Source organism: Streptomyces sp. NPDC055013 (assembly GCF_053608645.1).
Genome location: NZ_JBSGVW010000038.1, coordinates 1 through 20,284 on the forward strand (window position 1 = coordinate 1; position 20,284 = coordinate 20,284).

A 20,284-nucleotide genomic window follows, 5' to 3' on the forward strand; every position below is an offset into this window, starting at 1 on the left:
GTTGATAGGCCGGATCTGGAAGCACGGTAACGTGTGGAGGTGACCGGTACTAATAGGCCGAGGGCTTGTCCATAGATGCTCGCGTCCACTGTGTTGGTTCTGAAACCACGAACAGCCCCGTATGGCCACATGCGGTGCGGCTGACAGTTTCATAGTGTTTCGGTGGTTATAGCGTGAGGGAAACGCCCGGTTACATTCCGAACCCGGAAGCTAAGCCTTACAGCGCCGATGGTACTGCAGGGGGGACCCTGTGGGAGAGTAGGACGCCGCCGAACAAATTGTGAGAAAGGCCCACACCTTATGGTGTGGGCCTTTCTGCGTTTATGGTGGTTTACGCTACGCGTGGTTTCGGGGCTCTCTGAGAGGAGAGCCCCCTTCGAATCTCCGCCAGCCCGCCGGTTAGAGGCGTCCCGCTGTTTTGAGGGCCAGGTATGCGTCTGCCAGTGCCGGCGCGAGTTCTTCTGGCGTCGCGTCGACGACCGTGACGCCGTGACGGCGGAGTTGTTCTGCCGTGCGGTGGCGTTCGCTTTGGGCCTGGGCGGCGGCTGCGGCCTCGTATACGGCGTCTGTGTTTCCGCGTGCGGTTGCCATGTGCGCGATGTGGGGGTCCGCTACTGATGCCAGAAGAACTGTGTGGCGCTGCGTGAGTTGGGACAGCACCGGGAGCAGGCCCTCCTCGATGGGGGCCGCGTCGAGGGTCGTGAGCAGCACGATCAGGGAGTGGCGGGGGGCCGTACGGAGAGCCGTGGCTGTCAGGCCTCGGGCGTCCGTTTCGATCAGCTCGGGTTCCAGTGTGGCCATTGCGTTGACCAGGGAAGGGAGGACGTCTCCTGCTGCGCGGCCCTGGACGAGGGCTCGTACTCGGCGGTCGTAGGCGAGGAGGTCCACTCGGTCGCCGGCGCGGGAGGCGAGGGCGGCCAGGAGCAGTGCCGCGTCCATGGAGGCGTCTAGGCGGGGAGCGTCGCCGACGCGGCCTGCTGAGGTTCGGCCGGTGTCCAGGACGAGGAGGATGTGGCGGTCCCGTTCGGGGCGCCAGGTGCGTACGGCGACCGCGGACTGGCGGGCTGTGGCGCGCCAGTCGATGGAGCGGGTGTCGTCGCCGGGGACGTATTCGCGCAGGCTGTCGAATTCTGTGCCTTCGCCGCGGGTGAGCACGCTGGTGCGGCCGTCGAGTTCGCGCAGGCGGGCCAGTTTGGAGGGGAGGTGCTTGCGGCTTGTGAACGGGGGGAGGACTCGCACCGTCCAGGGGACGTTGTGGGTGCCCTGGCGGGAGAAGAGGCGTAGCGGGCCGTAGGAGCGGATCGTCACGCGGTCGGTTCGGCGGTCGCCGCGGCGGGTGGGGCGTAGGCGGGTGGTGATGCGCCGGCGTTCGCCTGCGGGGACCGTCACGCGGTGGCGGGACGCTGCTACCTCTGTGCCCGGCTGCCAGCTGCTGGGGGGCCAGGCGTCGCGGAGGTGGGCGCGCAGGGGGCGGTTGGACGGGTTGGTGATCGTCAAGGTGACGTCGGCCGTTTCACCCAGGCGTACGGAGGTGTCGCCGGAGCGGGTCAGGCCCAGGCGGCGTACGGGTGCGGCCAGTGCGAAGTCGCAGGCGCAGGCCGCTACCAGGGGGGCGTTGACCGCGAGGATGCCCGTCCAGCTGGGGTCCCAGATGCCTACGGGGAGGGAGCCCAGGGCCGCGAGGAGTGCGGCTCGTCCGGTGAGTGCCATCAGCGCGGGACGGGGACGTGGGTGAGGATCGCGTTGATCACGGAGTCGGCTGTGACGCCTTCCATCTCGGCCTCCGGACGGAGTTGTACGCGGTGGCGGAGGGTGGGGAGGGCCAGGGCCTTCACGTCGTCGGGGATGACGTAGTCGCGGCCTGTGAGCCATGCCCACGCGCGGGCGGTGGCCAGGAGGGCCGTGGCGCCGCGTGGGGAGACTCCGAGGGTGAGGGAGGGGGATTCCCGGGTGGCTCGGCAGATGTCGACCACGTAGGCCGTGATCTCGGGGGACACCGTCGTCTTGGCCACGGCCGCGCGTGCCGCTTCCAGGTCTGCGGGGCCCGCTACGGGGCGTACGCCGGCGCCGCGCAGGTCACGAGGGTTGAAGCCCTCGGCGTGGCGGGTGAGGACGTCGATCTCGTCCTTGCGGGAGGGGAGCGGGATCGTGAGCTTGAGGAGGAAACGGTCCAGCTGCGCTTCGGGGAGGGGGTACGTGCCCTCGTACTCCACCGGGTTCTGCGTGGCTGCGACGAGGAACGGGTCGGGGAGCGGGCGGGGGGTGCCGTCGACGGTGACCTGGCGTTCCTCCATGGCCTCCAGCAGGGACGACTGGGTCTTCGGCGGAGTGCGGTTGATCTCGTCGGCGAGGAGCAGGTTGGTGAAGACCGGGCCGGGCTGGAAGGAGAACTCGGCGGAGCGGGTGTCGTAGACGAGGGAGCCCGTCACGTCGCTCGGCATGAGGTCGGGGGTGAACTGGACGCGCTTGGTGTCGAGTTCGAGTGCGGAGGCGAGGGTGCGTACGAGGAGGGTCTTGGCGACGCCGGGGACGCCTTCGAGGAGGACGTGGCCGCGGCACAGGAGTGCGACGACGAGACCGGTCACGGCGGGGTCCTGGCCGACCACGGCTTTGGCGATCTCGGCGCGCAGGGCTTCCAGGGAGGCGCGGGCGGTGTCCGCATCCCCGGTGTTCCCGGCGTTGTCAGTGGTCGGGTCCATCATGGACGGCGTACCTCTCTTTCGAGGGCGTCGAGTTGGTCGGCGAGGGCGATGAGTGCTGCGTCGTCGCTGGGTGGCGGGCCGAAGAGGAGGGTGTGCAGGGGCTGTCCGTCTCCGTGGTGGTGGAGGTGGGCGGACAGGGCGGGGAGCAGGGCCTCGGGCGTGTGCGCCTGAGTGACGGGGACACCTACGAGGGGGGCGAGGCGCGTGCGTGTGGTGGAGCGAAGAGCGGCGGCCGCGCGGTCGCGGGCGTTCGCCTTGCGGTAGAGGCGGGCGCGGCCTTCGACGGTTTCGGAGGCTCGGATCGCCACGGGGAGTTTTTCGGGCACGAGGGGGCCGAGCCGGCGTGCCCGCCAGAGGGCCGCCAGGGCTGCGGCGATGAAGAGCTGCAGTGTGCCCCAGAGCCAGCCCGCGGGGAGCAGGTCGAGGAAGCTGCGTTCGTCGTCCGTGTCGGCGGCCGACGTGTCGGAGAGCGAGGGGAGGTACCAGACCAAATGGGGGCGGGAGCCGAGGAGTTGGAGGGCGAGCGAGGCGTTGCCCTGCTCGTCGAGGCGGTCGTTGTTGAGGATGTCGGGCGCGCCGAGGACGACGGTGTCGCCGGTGCCGTCGCCGGTGGAGTCCGGGACCCGCAGCAGGGTGGCGAGGCGTTCGCTCGGATAGCACTCGTCGGCGTTGAGGTGGGTGGTGGTGTAGCGGACGCCGCCCAGGTCGGCGGTGCCCGCGCGCTGGGCGGCGGGCAGGGAGCAGTCGGGGGAGAGCTCCGAGTCGAGGCTGGTGGCGGGGTCGGCGGTGACGCCGGGGGCGAGCCGTTCGACGGACCAGCTGCCGGGTGCGACGAGTACGGTGCGGCCACCAGAGCCGGCGGTCGACGAGCGCAGCCAGGTCTGTTGACGGTGCGTCAGCAGGTCGGGGGAGGTGACCAGGAGGGTGGTGTCCGGGGCGGCCGCGGCGCGTGCGTCGTCCAGGGTGGTGACCACGCGTGTGTCCACGCCGCGGTCGGCGAGGAGTTCGGCGACGGCGCGGCTGCCTTTGGGGTCGGCGGAGCGTGGGTCGAGGGCGCCGTGCCGGGAGTCGGAGCGGATCGTGGCGATCACGACGGCTGCCACGAGCAGGAGTACGACGGCGAGGGCGATGCCTCGCGCGCGGGTCCACACCTGGCGTGGGGTGGGCGAGGCCGAGGTGGACGGGAGCGTGGCCTCGGTGGTCATTCGGCGGCTCCCTGGCGGGCGTTGGGGGCCGCACTGGGGGCGCTGGCGGCGAGTTGTGGCTTGCTGCTCTCCAGGTCGCGGTCGAGCTCCGCGATGCGCTGGTACGCCTGCTGGGTCGCGGTCCTGCCGCCGTACGTCACGTCGTCGAAGTCCCGTGCGGCGGTGCGCAGCCGGTCCTTGTGGGCGGGCAGTGAGCGGCCTGCTTCGGCGGCGGCCTCGTCCGCGGTGCGGCCGGGGCGTACGTCGAGAAGTGCGCGCTCCTCGAGGGAGCGGACGATGGCGCGCATGCGTTCCTGGACGGCCTGGTTCCAGTGGCCCTGGGCTGCGTGTGCCTCGGCGGCGGCCCGGTGTTCGGCGGCGCTGCGGGGGCGGTCGTCGAACAGGGCTGCGGAGGAGGTGGGTTGGCGGCGGGGGGTGCCCAGGCGCCACCACAGGGCGCCGAGGGCCGCGACGACGACCAGGATGACGACGACCAGGCCGAGCGGTCCTCCGGGCGTCACGGTCGAGGCGCTGTCGAACAGGTCCGCGACCCATTCCCAGAAGGCGTCCAGGGCACGCTGGAACCAGCTGGGTTCGTTCTCGTGGTACATCTGCTTGGACAGCTCGCGACGGGCCGCCTCCCGCGCGGGGTCGCGCGGGATCGTCAGTGGTGGCTCGTCGTCCGAGCGTGCCGTCAGCGACAATGCCGACGCTGTTGTGAGAACTCCCCCCGCCAGGCTCACCGATTCAGCTCCCCGGAGTGCCGGTGCCGTGGCCCTGGACGCCGGCTGCTCGGGCCAGTTCGAGGTCGAGGGCCTCGCGGCGGATGCGCTGGTCGATGTAGAGCAGCACGGTGACGCCGGCCGTGATCGGGAAGGTGATCATGGAGCCGATCACCGAGCCGATGCCGCTGATGATGAGGAACGTCCAGCCGAAGTCGCCCGCGCCGTCGAGGAATGCGGTGGCGCCGTCGCCGCTGAAGGCGGCGGCGAGGAAGGTGAAGGGGATGACGACGATCGCCGCGACGATGTTCGCGATGAGTGTGGCCAGCAGCTGGATGCCGAAGACGCGCCACCAGGAGCCGCGGACCAGCTTCGTGGAGCGGCTCAGCGCCTTCATGATGCCCTGCTTCTCCAGCATCAGTGCGGGCGAGGCGAGGGAGAAGCGGAACCACAGCCACATCGCGACGATGCCCGCACCGAGGATGCCCAGGACCACGAGCGCCCCACCCGCCGCACCGGAGCCCGAGGCGACCACGAGGATGCCGGGCAGGGCACCCACGAGCACCAGGCCGAAGGTCATCAGCAACAGCAGGAGGAGCAGGCCGAACAGCGGCAGCACCTGAGGACGGGCGTCGCGCCAGGCCTCGCCCGTGGTCACGGACTTGCCGAGTACCGCGCGGCTGGTGACCGTCGTCAGCAGGGCGGTCGCGATGATCGCGCCGATCACCGAGATCAGGAAGATCACGCTGGAGCTGAGCAGTGCGTCGCCCGTGGCCCGGGTGACCTCGCTGAGGGTGGCGTCCGGGTCGTTGAGGGCCTCACTGCCGGCGAGGTCGTTCAGGACGAAGCCCTGGAGGAGGATGACGAGGATTTCCGTCACGATCGCGACGGTCAGGGAGATGCCCAGGACCGTGCGCCAGTAGGTGCGCATGGTGGAGACCGCGCCGTCGAGGATCTCGCCGACGCCGAGCGGGCGCAGCGGGATCACGCCGGGCTTGGCAGCGGGCGGCGGGCCGCCCCAGCCGCTGCCCCAGGCGCCGTATCCGCCCGGGGCGCCGTAGCCCTGGGGGCCACCGCCGGGTCCTGCCGGAGGGGGAGTGCCCCAGCCCGGGCCGGGCGGCGGGGGCGGCGGGGTCTGACCGGGGGCCTCGGGTCCCGTCGGGGCGGACCATTGGGCGGCCGGCGGCTGCTCCTTGGACCACTTCGAGCCGGGGCCCTGTGGGTCGGGCGCCGGCTGCTGCGCGGGGTCGGGGCGGTCTGCGGGCTCGGCAGGGCCGGACGTGCCGGGTTCCTGGCCGTCGGACGGGGCGGATCCGGGCGAGGCCCAGCCCGGAGTGTCTTTCATTCTCGCTCCTTCACGGTGCCCGTCCGCGGTCGCGGCGGCAGGTTGGCAGCCATCGTGCCATGGGGTGGCTGTGGAGGTACCGGCCGCGGTATGGGCTGCACACCTTCAATTGTCCGCCGGACAACGGGCAGACTGACCGCATGGCTGATCAGCACGCGCAATTCGGCGAGGACAGCAAGCGGCACGAGATTCCGGCGATTCGATGGGACGAACCACCCGAAGGTCCCGTACTGGTCCTTCTCGACCAGACAAGGCTGCCGGCCGAGGAGGTCGAGCTGGTCTGTACGGACGCGCCCGCGCTGGTGGAGGCGATCCGTTCGCTCGCGGTGCGCGGGGCGCCGCTGCTCGGGATCGCCGGGGCGTACGGCGTCGCGCTCGCCGCCGTACGCGGCTTCGACGTGGACGACGCCGCCGAGTCGCTCGCCGGCGCCCGGCCCACCGCCGTGAACCTTGCCCTCGGCGTGCGCAGGGCTCAGGCGGCGTACCGGGACGAGCTCGCCGGGAGTGGGGACGTCGAGCGGGCCGCTGCTGCGGCGCTGGGTGCGGCGCGGGCGTTGCACAGGGAGGACGCCGAGGCCAGCGCGCGCATGGCCGAGCGGGGATTGGCACTGCTGGACGAGCTGCTGCCCGGCGGTGGGCACCGGATCCTCACGCACTGCAACACCGGGGCGCTGGTGTCGGGCGGAGAGGGCACGGCGTTCGCGGTGGCGCTCGCGGCGCACCGGGCCGGGCGGCTGCGGAGGCTGTGGGTGGACGAGACGCGGCCGTTGCTGCAGGGCGCTCGCCTGACGGCGTACGAGGCGGCGCGCAACGGGATGGCGTACACGCTGCTCACGGACAACGCGGCGGGGTCCCTGTTCGCCGCCGGTGAGGTGGACGCGGTGCTGATCGGGGCCGATCGGATCGCGGCCGACGGGTCGGTGGCCAACAAGGTGGGGAGCTATCCGCTCGCCGTGCTCGCGCGCTACCACCATGTGCCGTTCATCGTGGTGGCGCCCTTGACGACAGTGGATCCGGGGACGCCGGACGGGGCGTCCATCGAGGTCGAGCAGCGTCCTGGGTTCGAGGTGACCGAGATCGCGGCGCCTCAGGTGCCGGTGGCGGGAGGGGAGCCGGGAGGCGGGATCCCTGTGGCGCCTCTGGGGGCCCAGGCGTACAACCCGGCTTTCGATGTGACTCCGCCCGAGCTGGTGACGGCGATCGTCACCGAGGAGGGAGCCGCGTCGCCCGTGACGGCCGAGGCGCTGGCCGAGCTGTGCGCCAGGTCACGGCAGGTGACGCCGACTTTGTGAGGAAGACGTGGGTGTCATCAGTCCGGCAGAGCGGGGCGAACCCCCTCATTTGTCACTCGCTGTGATCTGAGCGAGGGCAGACAGTGGCGACGGCGTACGACTAAGGTCACTGGCCGGTGACCTATCTCACCTGAGCCTTCGCCACTGTTATGAGAATGGGATGATGTCGTTTATGAAGGGACGAGTCCTTGTCGTCGACGACGACACCGCACTGGCCGAGATGCTCGGCATCGTGCTGCGTGGTGAAGGTTTTGAGCCGTCTTTCGTAGCCGACGGCGACAAGGCGCTGGCCGCATTCCGTGAGACCAAACCTGACCTGGTGCTGCTCGACCTGATGCTGCCCGGGCGCGACGGCATCGAGGTGTGCCGTCTGATCAGGGCGGAGTCGGGCGTGCCGATCGTGATGCTGACGGCGAAGAGCGACACCGTCGATGTCGTCGTGGGCCTGGAGTCCGGCGCCGACGACTACATCGTGAAGCCGTTCAAGCCGAAGGAGCTCGTCGCCCGGATCCGGGCGAGGCTGCGGAGATCCGAGGAGCCGGCGCCCGAGCAGCTCGCCATCGGTGACCTGGTCATCGACGTGGCCGGGCACTCCGTGAAGCGGGACGGGCAGTCGATCGCGCTGACGCCGCTGGAGTTCGACCTGCTGGTCGCGCTGGCCCGCAAGCCTTGGCAGGTGTTCACGCGTGAGGTGCTCCTCGAGCAGGTGTGGGGCTACCGGCACGCCGCCGACACGCGTCTGGTCAATGTGCATGTGCAGCGGCTGCGTTCCAAGGTCGAGAAGGACCCGGAGCGGCCGGAAATCGTCGTGACCGTACGTGGCGTCGGCTACAAGGCAGGGCCGAGCTGACATGTCCGGGGACAGTGCCGCTTCGGCCCCCGGTCGGACCGGGGCCCGCCCGGAGCGGCCTGTCGGCCGGAAGAAGGCGGGCTCCCGCTGGGGACGGTTCCTCGAGGGCGGGCTGCTGCAAGGCGGAGTACAGGGCAGTCCGGTCCTTCGGCTCCTGCTGCGCTGGGTGCGCCGGCCGCTGCTGCCCGTCATGCGGCTGTGGCGGCGCAACATCCAGCTCAAGGTCGTCGTCACGACCCTGCTGATGTCGCTCGGCGTCGTCCTGCTGCTGGGCTTCGTCGTCATCGGGCAGGTGCGCAACGGCCTGCTGGACGCCAAGGTGAAGGCCTCCCAGAGCCAGGCCACCGGCGGGTTCGCCGCGGCCAAGAAGAGCGCCGACGAAGCCGCGGCCGGGGCCGCCGACGACGGCGCGACGGTCGACGGGCGTTCCGAGCAGAACGTCATCCAGTGGATGAGCGACCTCGTCTCCTCGCTCTCCAGCGGCGGCCAGGGCGCCTTCGACGTGGTGACCCTTCCGGCCTCCGCGGCAGGAGACAGCGGTGGACGCGGGCCGCGAGCCTCCGGCGGCGTGGACCCGACGGCGAGCGTGCCCGAGGACCTGCGCGAGCGGATCGACAGCAACATGGGGGCGTTCCAGAGCTACACCCGCATCGTCTACAACCGCACCGCCGACAAGGAGCCCCAGCCGGCCCTGGTCATCGGCAAGCAGGTCAACGACCCCAACAGCGACCCGTACCAGCTCTACTACTTCTTCCCGCTCACCCAGGAGGAGAAGTCGCTGAGCCTGGTCAAGGGGACGCTGGCCACCGCCGGGCTCTTCGTCGTCGTACTCCTCGGAGCCATCGCCTGGCTCGTGGTGCGCCAGGTCGTCACGCCGGTGCGGATGGCGGCCGGTATCGCCGAACGGCTGTCCGCCGGGCGGCTGCAGGAGCGGATGAAGGTCACTGGCGAGGACGACATCGCGCGGCTCGGCGAGGCCTTCAACAAGATGGCGCAGAACCTCCAGCTGAAGATCCAGCAGCTGGAGGACCTCTCGCGGATGCAGCGGCGGTTCGTTTCCGACGTGTCCCATGAGCTGCGGACGCCGCTGACGACCGTACGGATGGCCGCCGACGTCATCCACGAGGCGCGGGAGGACTTCGACCCGGTGACCGCGCGGTCGGCGGAGCTGCTGGCCGACCAGCTGGACCGGTTCGAGTCACTGCTCGCCGACCTGCTGGAGATCAGCCGCTTCGACGCGGGCGCTGCGGCACTGGAGGCCGAGCCGATCGACCTCAGGGAGGTCGTGCGGCGTGTTGTCAGCGGGGCCGAGCCGCTCGCCGAGCGCAAGGGCACACAGATACGCGTTGTCGGCGACCAGCAGCCCATCGTCGCCGAGGCCGACGCCCGCCGCGTCGAACGGGTGCTGCGCAACCTCGTCGTCAACGCCGTCGAACACGGCGAGGGCAGGGACGTCGTCGTCAAGCTCGCCTCGGCGGGCGGTGCGGTCGCGGTCGCGGTGCGCGACTACGGCGTCGGGCTCAAGCCCGGCGAGGCGACCCGCGTCTTCAGCCGCTTCTGGCGGGCCGACCCGGCACGCGCGCGTACGACGGGCGGTACGGGGCTGGGGCTGTCGATCGCGCTGGAGGACGCACGGCTGCACGGCGGCTGGCTCCAGGCGTGGGGCGAGCCCGGCGGCGGTTCGCAGTTCCGGCTGACCCTGCCGCGGACCGCGGACGAGCCGCTGCGAGGCTCGCCGATACCCCTGGAACCCAAGGACTCGCGGCGCAATCGCGGCCTCGACGACGCCGGACTGCCCAGCGGTGGCGGTGAGAAGGCGGCTACGGTGCCGGTCCAGCCCAACGGGGACCAGGCGCCCCCGATGCCGTCCAGGGACCCCATCGCCACGCGGATGGGCGGGGCGGCCCCCAAGGCCGACCCGACGGCGCTGCCCGGCAACGGCGCACGCGTGGTGCCCCGGCCCGCTTCGGGCGCACGGCGGCAGGAGGAGACGCCCGGTGCGCAAGAGCCGGCAAGCGAGGAAGCCGGACAGGACGGGGAGTCGAGCAAGCATGGGGAGGCATCTCGTGGCCGCTGACCGCGAGAGGGGCGCCACCCGGCGCGGGGCGGGGCGCGCGGTGGCGTACGCCGCCTGTGGCGCCGTACTGCTGGCGGGGTGCGCCTCGATGCCCGACAGCGGCGATCTGCGGGGCGTCGAGTCCACGCCGCGGCAGGAGACGCAGGTGCGGGTCTTCGCCATGCCGCCGCACGAGGACGCCTCGTCCTCGGAGATCGTGTCGGGCTTCCTGGAAGCGCTGACCAGCGACGATCCGGACTACGAGATCGCACGCAAGTACCTGACCGAGGAAGCGTCCCAGAAGTGGCAGCCCCAGCTGTCCACGACGGTGCTCGCCGACGGACCGGGCGCCGATGCCGAGCGTGTGGCAGGCCGGGAGGAGACCGACAGCCTCTCCTACACGCTGACCGGCACCAAGGTCGCCCTGGTCGACGCGCAGCAGTCGTACGCGTCCGCCGACGGGGATTACAGCGAGCCGATGCACCTCACCCGGGACAAGAAGACCAAGCAGTGGCGCATCGACATCCCGCCGCGCGGCGTCGTCATGGGCAAGTCGGACTTCCAGCGCAACTACATGTCCGTCGACAAGTACTACTTCGCCTCGAACACCACCCTCGGGACCTCGCCGCACACGGCGGCCGTCGCCGATCCCGTCTACGTCCGCAGGAACGTGGACCCGATGACGCAGATGGTCCGCTCCCTGCTCACAGGGCCCACCAGCTGGCTCAACCCGGTGGTCAGGTCGAGCTTCCCCACCGGCACGGCATTGAGGAAGGGCGTCACCGCGCTGACGCCCGACGATCAGAACAGGCTGACCGTGCAGTTGAACGACAAGGCGGCCCGGGTCGGGCTGACCCAGTGCAAGGAGATGGCGGCCCAGCTCCTGTTCACCCTGCAGAACCTCACCCCCACCGTGGACGAGGTCGACCTGCGGTCCCCCGGCAGGCAGCTGTGCTCGCTCACCGAGCAGGACGCGGAGGCCGTCGCCGCGCGCGGGTCGGTGGAGCGCGCCGACTATCTGTACTTCCTCAACGCCGAACACCGGCTCGTACGGCTGCCCGCCGCCACCAGCGACACGGAGCCCGACCCTGTGCCGGGCGCCCTGGGCGACGGCGATGTGGAGCTGAAGTCGGTGGCGGTGTCGCGCGACGAGGACATGGCGGCAGGGGTCGGCCTCGACGGCAAGAACCTGTACGTCGGCGCGCTGGTGTCGGGCGGTCCGCTCGGGGAGCCGGAGCTGAGCAGCGCGGGCTCCTCGGCGGAGGAACGGCTCTCGGCGCCCAGCTGGGACGCCCAGGGCGACCTGTGGGTGGCCGACCGCAATCCCGGCAATCCCCGGCTGCTCCTGCTGGAGGAGGGCGTCGGCAAGCCCCTGGTGGTGAAGACGCCGCCGGGCCTCGAGGGGCGCATCGAGTCGGTCAAGGTGGCCGCCGACGGTGTGCGCATCGCGCTCGTGGTGAAGCAGGGCGAGAAGTCGTCGCTGCTCATCGGGCGGATCGAACGGAGCCAGGACGACAAGGCGGACGAGTCCTCGACCGTGTCGGTGCACGAACTGCGCTCCGCGACTCCCGAGTTGGAGGAGGTCTCGGCCATGTCGTGGGCCGGTGACAGCCGGCTCGTCGTGGTCGGGCGGGAGAAGGGCGGCGTGCAGACCATGCGGTACGTGCAGGTCGACGGCTCCACTCCGGAGGGGCCGGCGCCCGCGGCCCTCAGCGGCGTGAAGGAGATCACCGCGTCCGAGGACGCACGGCTGCCGCTGGTCGGTTACTCGGAGGACGGGATCGTGCGGCTGCCGTCCGGGGCGCAGTGGCAGAAGGTCGTGACGGACGGGGCGGCTCCGGTCTATCCGGGGTGAGGCCTTGCCCGGCCCGCCGTTGGATGCGGGACGGGGAGTGTGGTGGCCGCTTCCGGCCGGGGTGAGTCTCCGGCTGGGGGCGGCCGCTTCGGTTTGTGCGTGGGTGGTGCCGCGGTGCGTGGGGGGTGCTGTGGTGCGTGGGTGGGAACGCGGCTCGGTTCGGGGAGGGAAGTGGGCAGCCGCATCAGGCGCCGGGTTATCCACAGGCAGTTATCCACAGGGGTGGTCGGCCGGCGCGGGCGTTGGCACAGTGGTGGCCATGCGGGGGTGGTGGCAGGACTTGACCGACCTGGTACTCCCGGCCGAGTGCGGAGGCTGTGGAAGGCCTCGCACGGTGCTCTGCCCGGAGTGCCGTGCCGTCCTGAACGGGGCCGTACCGAGCCGGGTGCGACCGGAGCCGGAGCCGCCCGGGCTGCCGGTCGTGCACGCGGCGGCCCGGTACGCGGACGAGGCGCGGGCGGCTCTGCTCGCCCACAAGGAACGCGGCGCGCTGGCGCTCACGGCACCGCTCGGGGCGGCGCTGGCGGGGGCTGTGCGGGCTGGGCTTCGGGAGGCCTGTGCGTCTCGGGACAGCGGGGCGTCGGAGCGGGATGTGCGGCTCCGGGGCTCGCAGGTGCGGGGCGACGGGGCGCGGCGGTTGGAGGGCGCCGAGGCGCCTGTGCTGCTCGTCCCCGTTCCGTCCGCGCGTGGGTCGGTGCGGGCGCGAGGACATGATCCGTCGCGCCGGATCGCGCTCGCGGCGGCGGGCGAACTGCGGCGGACCGGGACGCCGGCACGCGTACTTGCTGTGCTGCGGCAAGCGCGCGGGGTGGCCGATCAGTCGGGGCTCAACTCGCGGCAGCGGCTGGACAATCTCTCCGGCGCGCTGGTGGTGGCGCCTGCGGGTGGTCGGCTGCTTGCCGGGGGTGGTCCCGTCGTGCTCGTCGACGACCTGATGACGACGGGTGCGTCGCTGGCGGAGGCGGCGAGGGCTGTGCGGGTGGTGTTGGCGGCGGCGGAGGGGGTGGGCTCCGGTGGTCGGGAGAGGGTGGGCCCCAACAGTCGTACAGCGGAGCCCACCGCCCGCGTTGGCCGGACAACAGCCGTGTACCGGCCGGGAACTCGGGAAAGCACATGGGAACGGAGAGCCGGATCGACGGAGGGCAGTGTGCGGCAGTTGCGTGAGAGGCCGGGAATCATGGGCCCAGGACTGACCCCTGACCTGATCTGCGCGGCTGTGGTCGCGGCGTCGCCGGATTCTTTCGAAATAAACCGGAACTGACTGAGAACTTGCATCGTTGCAGGTAACGAGAGGGTCAATTCACCTGAACGGAGGTACGCCGCAGTAGAGGGTGACGACATCCGTCCGGGCGAGATATGTTCGGTTGTGAGGGAAAGGCGCAGGCCATCCCCGTCATATCCGAATGCCGTGCCGTGGGTTTTGCGCAATCACCCGCGGCCATGGGGTGGAGATCTTGCCCATGGGGGAGGAGGAGGTGGAAGTCACCGAGTCCGAGGTTCCGGGGCTCCCCGGGGCCTGGTGCAAAAGGGAGATGCTCCGCCGATGGAGCGGGGCGATCCGGGAACGGAGTTCTGCGTGGACATCGTCGTCAAGGGCCGCAAGACCGAGGTGCCCGAGCGGTTCCGCAAGCACGTGGCCGAGAAGCTGAAGCTGGAGAAGATCCAGAGGCTCGATGCCAAGGTGATCAGCCTCGACGTCGAGGTGTCCAAGGAGCCCAACCCGCGACAGGCCGACCGCTGTGACCGAGTGGAGATCACGCTCCGCTCCCGCGGTCCGGTGATCCGGGCGGAGGCAGCGGCCAGCGATCCGTATGCGGCGCTCGACCTCGCGGCGGAAAAGCTGGATGCCCGGCTGCGCAAGCAGCACGACAAGCGTTTCTCGCGCCGAGGCGCACGCCGACTCACGGCGGCCGAGGTCCCCGACCACGTACCGGGCGCGGCGACGCTCAACGGCAATGGCCGCACGTTCCAGGAAGAAGAGCCGGACGGAATTCCCACCAAGAAGATCGGCTCGCTGGAAGTAAAGGGCGAAGGCCCCCTCGTTGTACGCGAGAAGACGCACGTCGCCTCCCCGATGACCCTCGACCAGGCCCTCTACGAGATGGAGCTGGTCGGGCACGACTTCTACCTGTTCGTCGACTCGGAGACGAAGGAACCAAGCGTCGTCTACCGGCGTCACGCCTACGACTACGGCGTCATTCACCTCAGCACGGACCCGATGGTCACCCAGGCGCAGGCCCCCGCGGCAGGCGGCACGCTGGGTGGCTGACCCACCCGGCTGACAGCTGAGCCGGTGCCCCTGGAGCGCGGCGTGCGCCCCCAGGGGCACCGGTGTGCGACCTCTTCGCGCCCCGCTCGTCACCGTAGTGTCGGCCAGGCATGGAATCATGGCCGCACCGGCCCAACCGTTGGGCCGCTGCCTTGGGTTGGCGATGGCAGACGACCAGCCACAGCCTTCAGGGGGAGGAACGATGGCGGACAGCTTCGGACCGATGCGGGACGAGGATGCCGACAGCGATGTCGTCGGCATGGGCCCGGACACGGGCTCTCCACGCAAGGAGCCGATCAGAGTCCTCGTCGTCGACGACCACGCCCTGTTCCGCCGTGGACTGGAGATCGTGCTCGCGGCCGAGGAGGACATCCAGGTCGTCGGGGAGGCGGGCGACGGCGCGGAAGCCGTTGACAAGGCCGCTGACCTGCTGCCGGACATCATCCTGATGGACGTGCGGATGCCCAAGCGGGGCGGGATCGAGGCCTGCACCTCCATCAAGGAGGTCGCCCCCAGCGCGAAGATCATCATGCTGACGATCAGCGACGAGGAGGCCGACCTCTACGACGCGATCAAGGCGGGCGCGACCGGCTATCTCCTGAAGGAGATCTCCACCGACGAGGTGGCCACGGCCATTCGCGCCGTGGCCGACGGGCAGTCGCAGATCAGCCCGTCCATGGCGTCGAAGCTGCTCACCGAGTTCAAGTCGATGATCCAGCGCACGGACGAGCGCCGGCTCGTGCCCGCGCCGCGCCTGACGGACCGTGAGCTGGAGGTCCTCAAGCTCGTGGCCACGGGGATGAACAACCGGGACATCGCCAAGGAGTTGTTCATCTCCGAGAACACCGTGAAGAACCACGTGCGCAACATCCTGGAGAAGCTGCAGTTGCACTCCAGGATGGAGGCCGTGGTGTACGCGATGCGGGAGAAGATTCTCGAGATCCGCTGAGGCCGGATGACCGGCCCTGGGGTCACGCCAGCAAGCGGGTGAGCTCTGTGGCGAGCGGCTCGCGCAGGTCGGGTGCGTCGACCCGTTCCACGCGTACGTCCGTGCAGTCCACCCAGCTCGCCGCCTCCACCAGCGCCTGGGCCACCGCGGGGACCGCCTTCGGGCCGTCCAGGGTGACCTGCTTGGCGACCAGGGTGCGGCCCTCGCGGGCCGGGTCAACGCGGCCGACCAGACGGCCACCGGCCAGGACCGGCATCGCGAAGTAGCCGTAGACCCGCTTCTGCTTGGGGACGTACGCCTCCAGGCGGTGGGTGAAGCCGAAGATCCGCTCCGTGCGTGCCCGCTCCCAGATCAGGGAGTCGAACGGGGACAGCAGCGTCGTACGGTGGCGGCCGCGCGGAGGGGTTTCCAGGGCCTCGGGGTCGGCCCAGGCCGGCTTGCCCCACCCCTCGACGGTGACCGGCACCAGGCCCGAGTCGGCGATCACCGCGTCGACCTGTTCGCCCTTGAGCCGGTGGTAGTCGGCGATGTCCGCGCGTGTGCCCACGCCGAGGGACTGGCCCGCCAGGCGGACCAGGCGGCGCAGGCACTCGGCGTCGTCAAGATCGTCGTGCAGCAGTGCCTCGGGGATGGCGCGTTCCGCCAGGTCGTAGACGCGCTTCCAGCCGCGGCGCTCGACGCAGACCACCTCGCCGTACATCAGGGCGCGTTCGACGGCGACCTTGGCGCCCGACCAGTCCCACCACTCGCTGGTCCGCTTAGCGCCGCCCAGCTCGGTCGCGGTCACGGGGCCCTCGGTGCGGAGCTGCTTGATCACCTGGTCGTAGGCGCCGTCGGGGAGGTCGTGGTTCCAGTGCGGCCGGTTGCGGTAGGCACGGCGGCGGAAGGCGAAGTGCGGCCACTCCTCCACGGGGAGGATGCAGGCCGCGTGGGACCAGTACTCGAAGGCGTGGGGCTGCGCCGACGGCTCGCCCGCCGCCCCGGTGGTCCAGTAAGCCTGCTCGACGGTCTTGCGGCCTACTGCGCCCAGGCGGGCGTACGGGATGAGCTCGTGGGAGCGCGCCAGGACCGAGATGGTGTCGAGCTGAACCGCGCCGAGGTGACGCAGTATGCCGCGGACGCCTGACCTGCGGTCGGGGGTGCCGAGGAACCCCTGCGCGCGGAGGGCGATCCGGCGGGCCTCGTCGGCCGAGAGGTCGGTGGTGGGGCGCAGGGTCGTCATGGTCGGCACGATAGGCGGTGGCACTGACAGTGCGGGGTGAGCTGGGGGTTTGTCCGTGCTGGACCTGCTCGCGGGTGCCGGGGGCGCAGTTATGCGGGCTGGTTCCTCGCCGGCAGGTACGGGGCCGTGGACGGCAGGCTCAGGTCCGACGGGAGCAGGGAACCCACCCAGCAGTCCCGGCGTACGCCCTGGTTGACCATGGCGGAGCGGAGGGTGCCCTCGAGGGTGAAGCCGGCGCGTTCCGCCACCGCGCGGGAGGGCCTGTTGCCGACCTCCGCGCGCCATTCGACCCGGTCGAGCGACAGGTCGACGAAGGCCCAGCGGGACGCGGCGAGTACGGCTTCGGTGATGTAGCCGTTGCCGCGGTGCTCCTTCGTGCCCCAGAAACCGATCTCGGCCTCGCTCATGGACCGCATGGTGAGGCCGAGCATGCCTACCAGGTCCTCCCCTTGGGGGAGGAAGAGCCCCCAGGTGAGCATCGAACCGTTCGCCCAGCCTTCGGGGACCAGTTGTTCCGCGAAGCTCTGGGCGTGCTCGTAGAGGTAGGGCGAGGGAATCGTGGTCCAGCGCTGGATGTCGGGGTCCTGTACGGCCTCGTACACCGTGTCCGTGTCCTTCGGGCCGACCGTGCGCATGAGGAGACGGCTGGTGGCGAGCGTGACGGGTTCCATCGGCCGATTCTGCTCGGGGGCCGTCGCCGGCGCCATCCTTATATGCGGTGTGTGAGCGAGCGAACGCATTTCGCGCAATTCGTCGGCGGAACGCGGCACCATCCGCAGCCCCCGGCCGTTGTCCCTTTGACGGAGATTTGAAGCAGCGGAGGTTCGACGTCCACGGCAGGCTCCCGGCGTGGCGGGGTCCTCGCATACGATGGCCGTTGCTCAGTCAAGTCAAATGGAAACCGACCGTCCCAGGCCCGACCGGCAAGGAGACCAACCCCCGTGTCCGTCCTCTCGAAGATCATGCGTGCAGGCGAAGGCAAGATCCTGCGCAAGCTGCACCGCATCGCGGACCAGGTCAACTCCATCGAAGAGGACTTCGTCGACCTCTCCGACGCCGAGCTGCGGGCCCTCACCGATGAGTACAAGCAGCGCTACGCAGACGGTGAGAGCCTGGACGACCTGATGCCCGAGGCCTTCGCGACCGTTCGCGAGGCCGCCAAGCGCGCTCTCGGCCAGCGTCACTACGACGTCCAGATCATGGGCGGCGCGGCCCTCCACCTGGGCTACGTGGCCGAGATGAAGACCGGTGAGGGCAAGACGCTCGTCGGCACGCTGCCCGCTTATCTGAACGCGCTGTCCGGCCAGGGCGTCCACCTGATCACGGTGAACGACTATCTGGCCGAGCGTGACTCGGAGATGATGGGCCGCGTCCACAAGTTCCTGGGTCTGAATGTCGGCTGCATCCTCGCCAACATGACGCCGGCCCAGCGCCGCGAGCAGTACGCGTGCGACATCACGTACGGCACGAACAACGAGTTCGGCTTCGACTACCTGCGCGACAACATGGCGTGGTCCAAGGACGAACTCGTCCAGCGCGGCCACAACTTCGCCATCGTCGACGAGGTCGACTCCATCCTCGTCGACGAGGCCCGTACGCCGCTGATCATCTCCGGCCCGGCCGACCAGGCCACCAAGTGGTACGGCGACTTCGCCAAGCTGGTCACGCGCCTGAAGAAGGGCGAGGCGGGCAACCCGCTCAAGGGCCTTGAAGAGACCGGCGACTACGACGTCGACGAGAAGAAGCGCACGGTCGCCATCCACGAGGCCGGTGTCTCCAAGGTCGAGGACTGGCTGGGCATCGACAACCTCTACGAGTCGGTGAACACGCCGCTGGTGGGCTACCTGAACAACGCCATCAAGGCCAAGGAGCTCTTCAAGAAGGACAAGGACTACGTCGTCATCGACGGCGAGGTCATGATCGTCGACGAGCACACCGGCCGTATCCTCGCCGGCCGCCGCTACAACGAGGGCATGCACCAGGCGATCGAGGCGAAGGAAGGGGTGGACATCAAGGACGAGAACCAGACGCTCGCCACGATCACCCTGCAGAACTTCTTCCGCCTCTACAAGCGCCACGACCACGACGACAAGGAACAGCCCGGTCTGTGCGGCATGACCGGTACGGCGATGACCGAGGCCGCCGAGTTCCACCAGATCTACAAGCTCGGCGTCGTCCCGATCCCGACCAACCGCCCGATGGTCCGCCAGGACCAGTCGGACCTGATCTACCGCACCGAGGTCGCCAAGTTCGAGGCGGTCGTCGACGACATCGTCGAGAAGCACGAGAAGGGCCAGCCGATCCTCGTCGGTACGACGTCGGTCGAGAAGTCCGAGTACCTGTCGCAGCAGCTGTCCAAGCGCGGCGTCCAGCACGAGGTGCTGAACGCCAAGCAGCACGACCGTGAGGCGATCATCGTCGCCCAGGCCGGCCGCAAGGGCGCCGTCACCGTCGCCACCAACATGGCCGGCCGTGGTACGGACATCAAGCTCGGCGGCAACCCCGAGGACCTCGCCGAGGCGGAACTGCGTCAGCGCGGCCTCGACCCCGAGGAGCACATCGAGGAGTGGGCCGCGGCCCTGCCCGCCGCCCTGGAGAAGGCCGAGCAGGCGGTCAAGGCGGAGTTCGAGGAGGTCAAGGACCTCGGCGGTCTCTACGTCCTGGGCACCGAGCGGCACGAGTCGCGCCGTATCGACAACCAGCTGCGCGGTCGTTCCGGCCGTCAGGGCGACCCGGGCGAGTCCCGCTTCTACCTCTCCCTCGGTGACGACCTGATGCGCCTGTTCAAGGCCCAGATGGTCGAGCGCGTGATGTCGATGGCGAACGTCCCGGACGACGTGCCGATCGAGAACAAGATGGTCACACGCGCGATCGCGTCCGCCCAGTCGCAGGTCGAGCAGCAGAACTTCGAGACCCGTAAGAACGTCCTGAAGTACGACGAGGTCCTCAACCGCCAGCGTGAGGTCATCTACGGCGAGCGCCGCCGTGTTCTGGAGGGCGAGGACCTGCACGAGCAGGTGCAGCACTTCATGGACGACACGATCGACGCGTACGTCGGCGCGGAGACCGCCGAGGGCTTCGCCGAGGAGTGGGACCTGGACCGGCTGTGGGGCGCCTTCAAGCAGCTCTACCCGGTGAAGGTGACCGTCGACGAGCTGGAGGAGGCGGCCGGTGACCGTGCCGGGCTGACCGCCGAGTTCATCTCCGAGTCCATCAAGGACGACGTCCACGAGCAGTACGCGGCGCGTGAGGCGCAGCTCGGCTCCGAGATCATGCGTGAGCTGGAGCGCCGGGTCGTGCTGTCGGTCCTGGACCGCAAGTGGCGCGAGCACCTCTACGAGATGGATTACCTCCAGGAGGGCATCGGCCTGCGCGCGATGGCGCAGAAGGACCCGCTGGTCGAGTACCAGCGCGAGGGCTTCGACATGTTCACCGCGATGATGGAGGGCATCAAGGAGGAGTCCGTCGGCTACCTGTTCAACCTGGAGGTCCAGGTCGAGCAGCAGGTCGAGGAGGTCCCGGTGGAGGACGCCAGGCCGGCGGCCGATCTGGAGAAGAAGGACGCGGTGCCGGCGCAGGCGGGCTCGCGTCCCGAGATCCGTGCCAAGGGCCTCGAGGCTCCGCGCCGCCCGGACCGGCTGCACTACACCGCGCCCAAGGTGGACGGTGAGGGCGACATCGTCGAGGGCGACTTCGACAACGGCGACGAGCCGGTGCGCTCGGAGGCCGACGGCCTCACGCGCGCGGAGCGGCGCAAGCAGGCGCGTGGTGGGCGGCGCCGCAAGAAGTGACGTGACGGTGGCTGTGACGCCGTAGCAGCCAGGAAGGGCCGGGTTCC

General features: G+C 70.1%; 15 protein-coding genes and 1 rRNA gene. 9 read left to right on the forward strand and 7 right to left on the reverse strand.

What is annotated here, in order from left to right; all coding sequences use genetic code 11:
- Positions 1 to 158 precede the first annotated feature (158 nt).
- Positions 159 to 275 (forward strand): 5S ribosomal RNA (rrf, locus tag ACWGDB_RS34030).
- 124 nt (positions 276 to 399) lie between these two features.
- On the opposite strand, the gene ACWGDB_RS34035 is transcribed toward rrf, so the two are convergent.
- From ACWGDB_RS34035 to ACWGDB_RS34055, 5 genes are read right to left on the reverse strand one after another with little or no spacing between them, the layout of a single operon-like run.
- Positions 400 to 1,710, reverse strand: coding sequence for a DUF58 domain-containing protein (locus ACWGDB_RS34035; RefSeq protein ID WP_453825997.1), 1,311 nt, complete (start codon positions 1,708 to 1,710; stop codon positions 400 to 402).
- Positions 1,710 to 2,699, reverse strand: coding sequence for an AAA family ATPase (locus tag ACWGDB_RS34040; protein WP_453825998.1), 990 nt, complete (start codon positions 2,697 to 2,699; stop codon positions 1,710 to 1,712). Before ACWGDB_RS34040 ends, ACWGDB_RS34035 begins: the two co-directional genes overlap by 1 nt.
- The gene (locus ACWGDB_RS34045; RefSeq protein ID WP_453825999.1) at positions 2,699 to 3,907 is read right to left on the reverse strand and encodes a DUF4350 domain-containing protein; all 1,209 of its coding nucleotides are present in this window, start codon (positions 3,905 to 3,907) and stop codon (positions 2,699 to 2,701) included. Before ACWGDB_RS34045 ends, ACWGDB_RS34040 begins: the two co-directional genes overlap by 1 nt.
- Positions 3,904 to 4,629 (reverse strand): DUF4129 domain-containing protein, encoded by a 726-nt coding sequence (locus ACWGDB_RS34050; protein WP_453826000.1) that lies wholly within the window; start codon positions 4,627 to 4,629, stop codon positions 3,904 to 3,906. The genes ACWGDB_RS34045 and ACWGDB_RS34050 overlap by 4 nt, the downstream gene beginning before the upstream one ends.
- 4 nt (positions 4,630 to 4,633) lie before the next feature.
- Positions 4,634 to 5,953 (reverse strand): hypothetical protein, encoded by a 1,320-nt coding sequence (locus tag ACWGDB_RS34055; protein ID WP_453826001.1) that lies wholly within the window; start codon positions 5,951 to 5,953, stop codon positions 4,634 to 4,636.
- A 140-nt stretch (positions 5,954 to 6,093) separates the two neighbouring features.
- Between ACWGDB_RS34055 and mtnA the strand changes: the two genes are divergently transcribed.
- The 7 genes from mtnA (at position 6,094) to ACWGDB_RS34090 (ending at position 15,224) form a co-directional block, all read left to right on the forward strand.
- Positions 6,094 to 7,245 (forward strand): S-methyl-5-thioribose-1-phosphate isomerase, encoded by a 1,152-nt coding sequence (mtnA, locus tag ACWGDB_RS34060; RefSeq protein ID WP_453826002.1) that lies wholly within the window; start codon positions 6,094 to 6,096, stop codon positions 7,243 to 7,245.
- Between the two features lie 160 nt (positions 7,246 to 7,405).
- Positions 7,406 to 8,095: a two-component system response regulator MtrA gene (gene mtrA, locus ACWGDB_RS34065; protein WP_015659998.1), complete on the forward strand. Its 690-nt coding sequence runs from the start codon at positions 7,406 to 7,408 to the stop codon at positions 8,093 to 8,095.
- A gap of 1 nt (position 8,096) precedes the next feature.
- A complete protein-coding gene (gene mtrB / locus ACWGDB_RS34070) occupies positions 8,097 to 10,172 on the forward strand; it encodes an MtrAB system histidine kinase MtrB (RefSeq protein ID WP_453826003.1) in 2,076 nt (691 codons plus the stop codon).
- Positions 10,162 to 12,006 carry an LpqB family beta-propeller domain-containing protein gene (locus tag ACWGDB_RS34075; protein ID WP_453826004.1) on the forward strand — a complete coding sequence of 615 codons (1,845 nt, stop codon included), beginning with the start codon at positions 10,162 to 10,164 and terminating at the stop codon, positions 12,004 to 12,006. The genes mtrB and ACWGDB_RS34075 overlap by 11 nt, the downstream gene beginning before the upstream one ends.
- A 259-nt stretch (positions 12,007 to 12,265) precedes the next feature.
- Positions 12,266 to 13,267, forward strand: coding sequence for a ComF family protein (locus tag ACWGDB_RS34080; protein WP_453826005.1), 1,002 nt, complete (start codon positions 12,266 to 12,268; stop codon positions 13,265 to 13,267).
- A gap of 315 nt (positions 13,268 to 13,582) precedes the next feature.
- On the forward strand, positions 13,583 to 14,275 hold the full coding sequence (gene hpf, locus ACWGDB_RS34085) for a ribosome hibernation-promoting factor, HPF/YfiA family (protein ID WP_383616714.1): 693 nt from the start codon (positions 13,583 to 13,585) through the stop codon (positions 14,273 to 14,275).
- A 202-nt stretch (positions 14,276 to 14,477) separates the two neighbouring features.
- The gene (locus ACWGDB_RS34090; RefSeq protein WP_453826006.1) at positions 14,478 to 15,224 is read left to right on the forward strand and encodes a response regulator; all 747 of its coding nucleotides are present in this window, start codon (positions 14,478 to 14,480) and stop codon (positions 15,222 to 15,224) included.
- Between the two features lie 22 nt (positions 15,225 to 15,246).
- Here ACWGDB_RS34090 and ACWGDB_RS34095 read toward each other — a convergent pair whose 3' ends face one another.
- Together ACWGDB_RS34095 and ACWGDB_RS34100 are read right to left on the reverse strand one after the other, a co-directional pair.
- Positions 15,247 to 16,446: a winged helix-turn-helix domain-containing protein gene (locus ACWGDB_RS34095; RefSeq protein WP_453826007.1), complete on the reverse strand. Its 1,200-nt coding sequence runs from the start codon at positions 16,444 to 16,446 to the stop codon at positions 15,247 to 15,249.
- Positions 16,447 to 16,535: 89 nt separating this feature from the next.
- On the reverse strand, positions 16,536 to 17,117 hold the full coding sequence (locus tag ACWGDB_RS34100; RefSeq protein WP_453826008.1) for a GNAT family N-acetyltransferase: 582 nt from the start codon (positions 17,115 to 17,117) through the stop codon (positions 16,536 to 16,538).
- 270 nt (positions 17,118 to 17,387) lie between these two features.
- Between ACWGDB_RS34100 and secA the strand changes: the two genes are divergently transcribed.
- The gene (gene secA, locus ACWGDB_RS34105; RefSeq protein WP_453826009.1) at positions 17,388 to 20,237 is read left to right on the forward strand and encodes a preprotein translocase subunit SecA; all 2,850 of its coding nucleotides are present in this window, start codon (positions 17,388 to 17,390) and stop codon (positions 20,235 to 20,237) included.
- Positions 20,238 to 20,284: the final 47 nt, after the last annotated feature.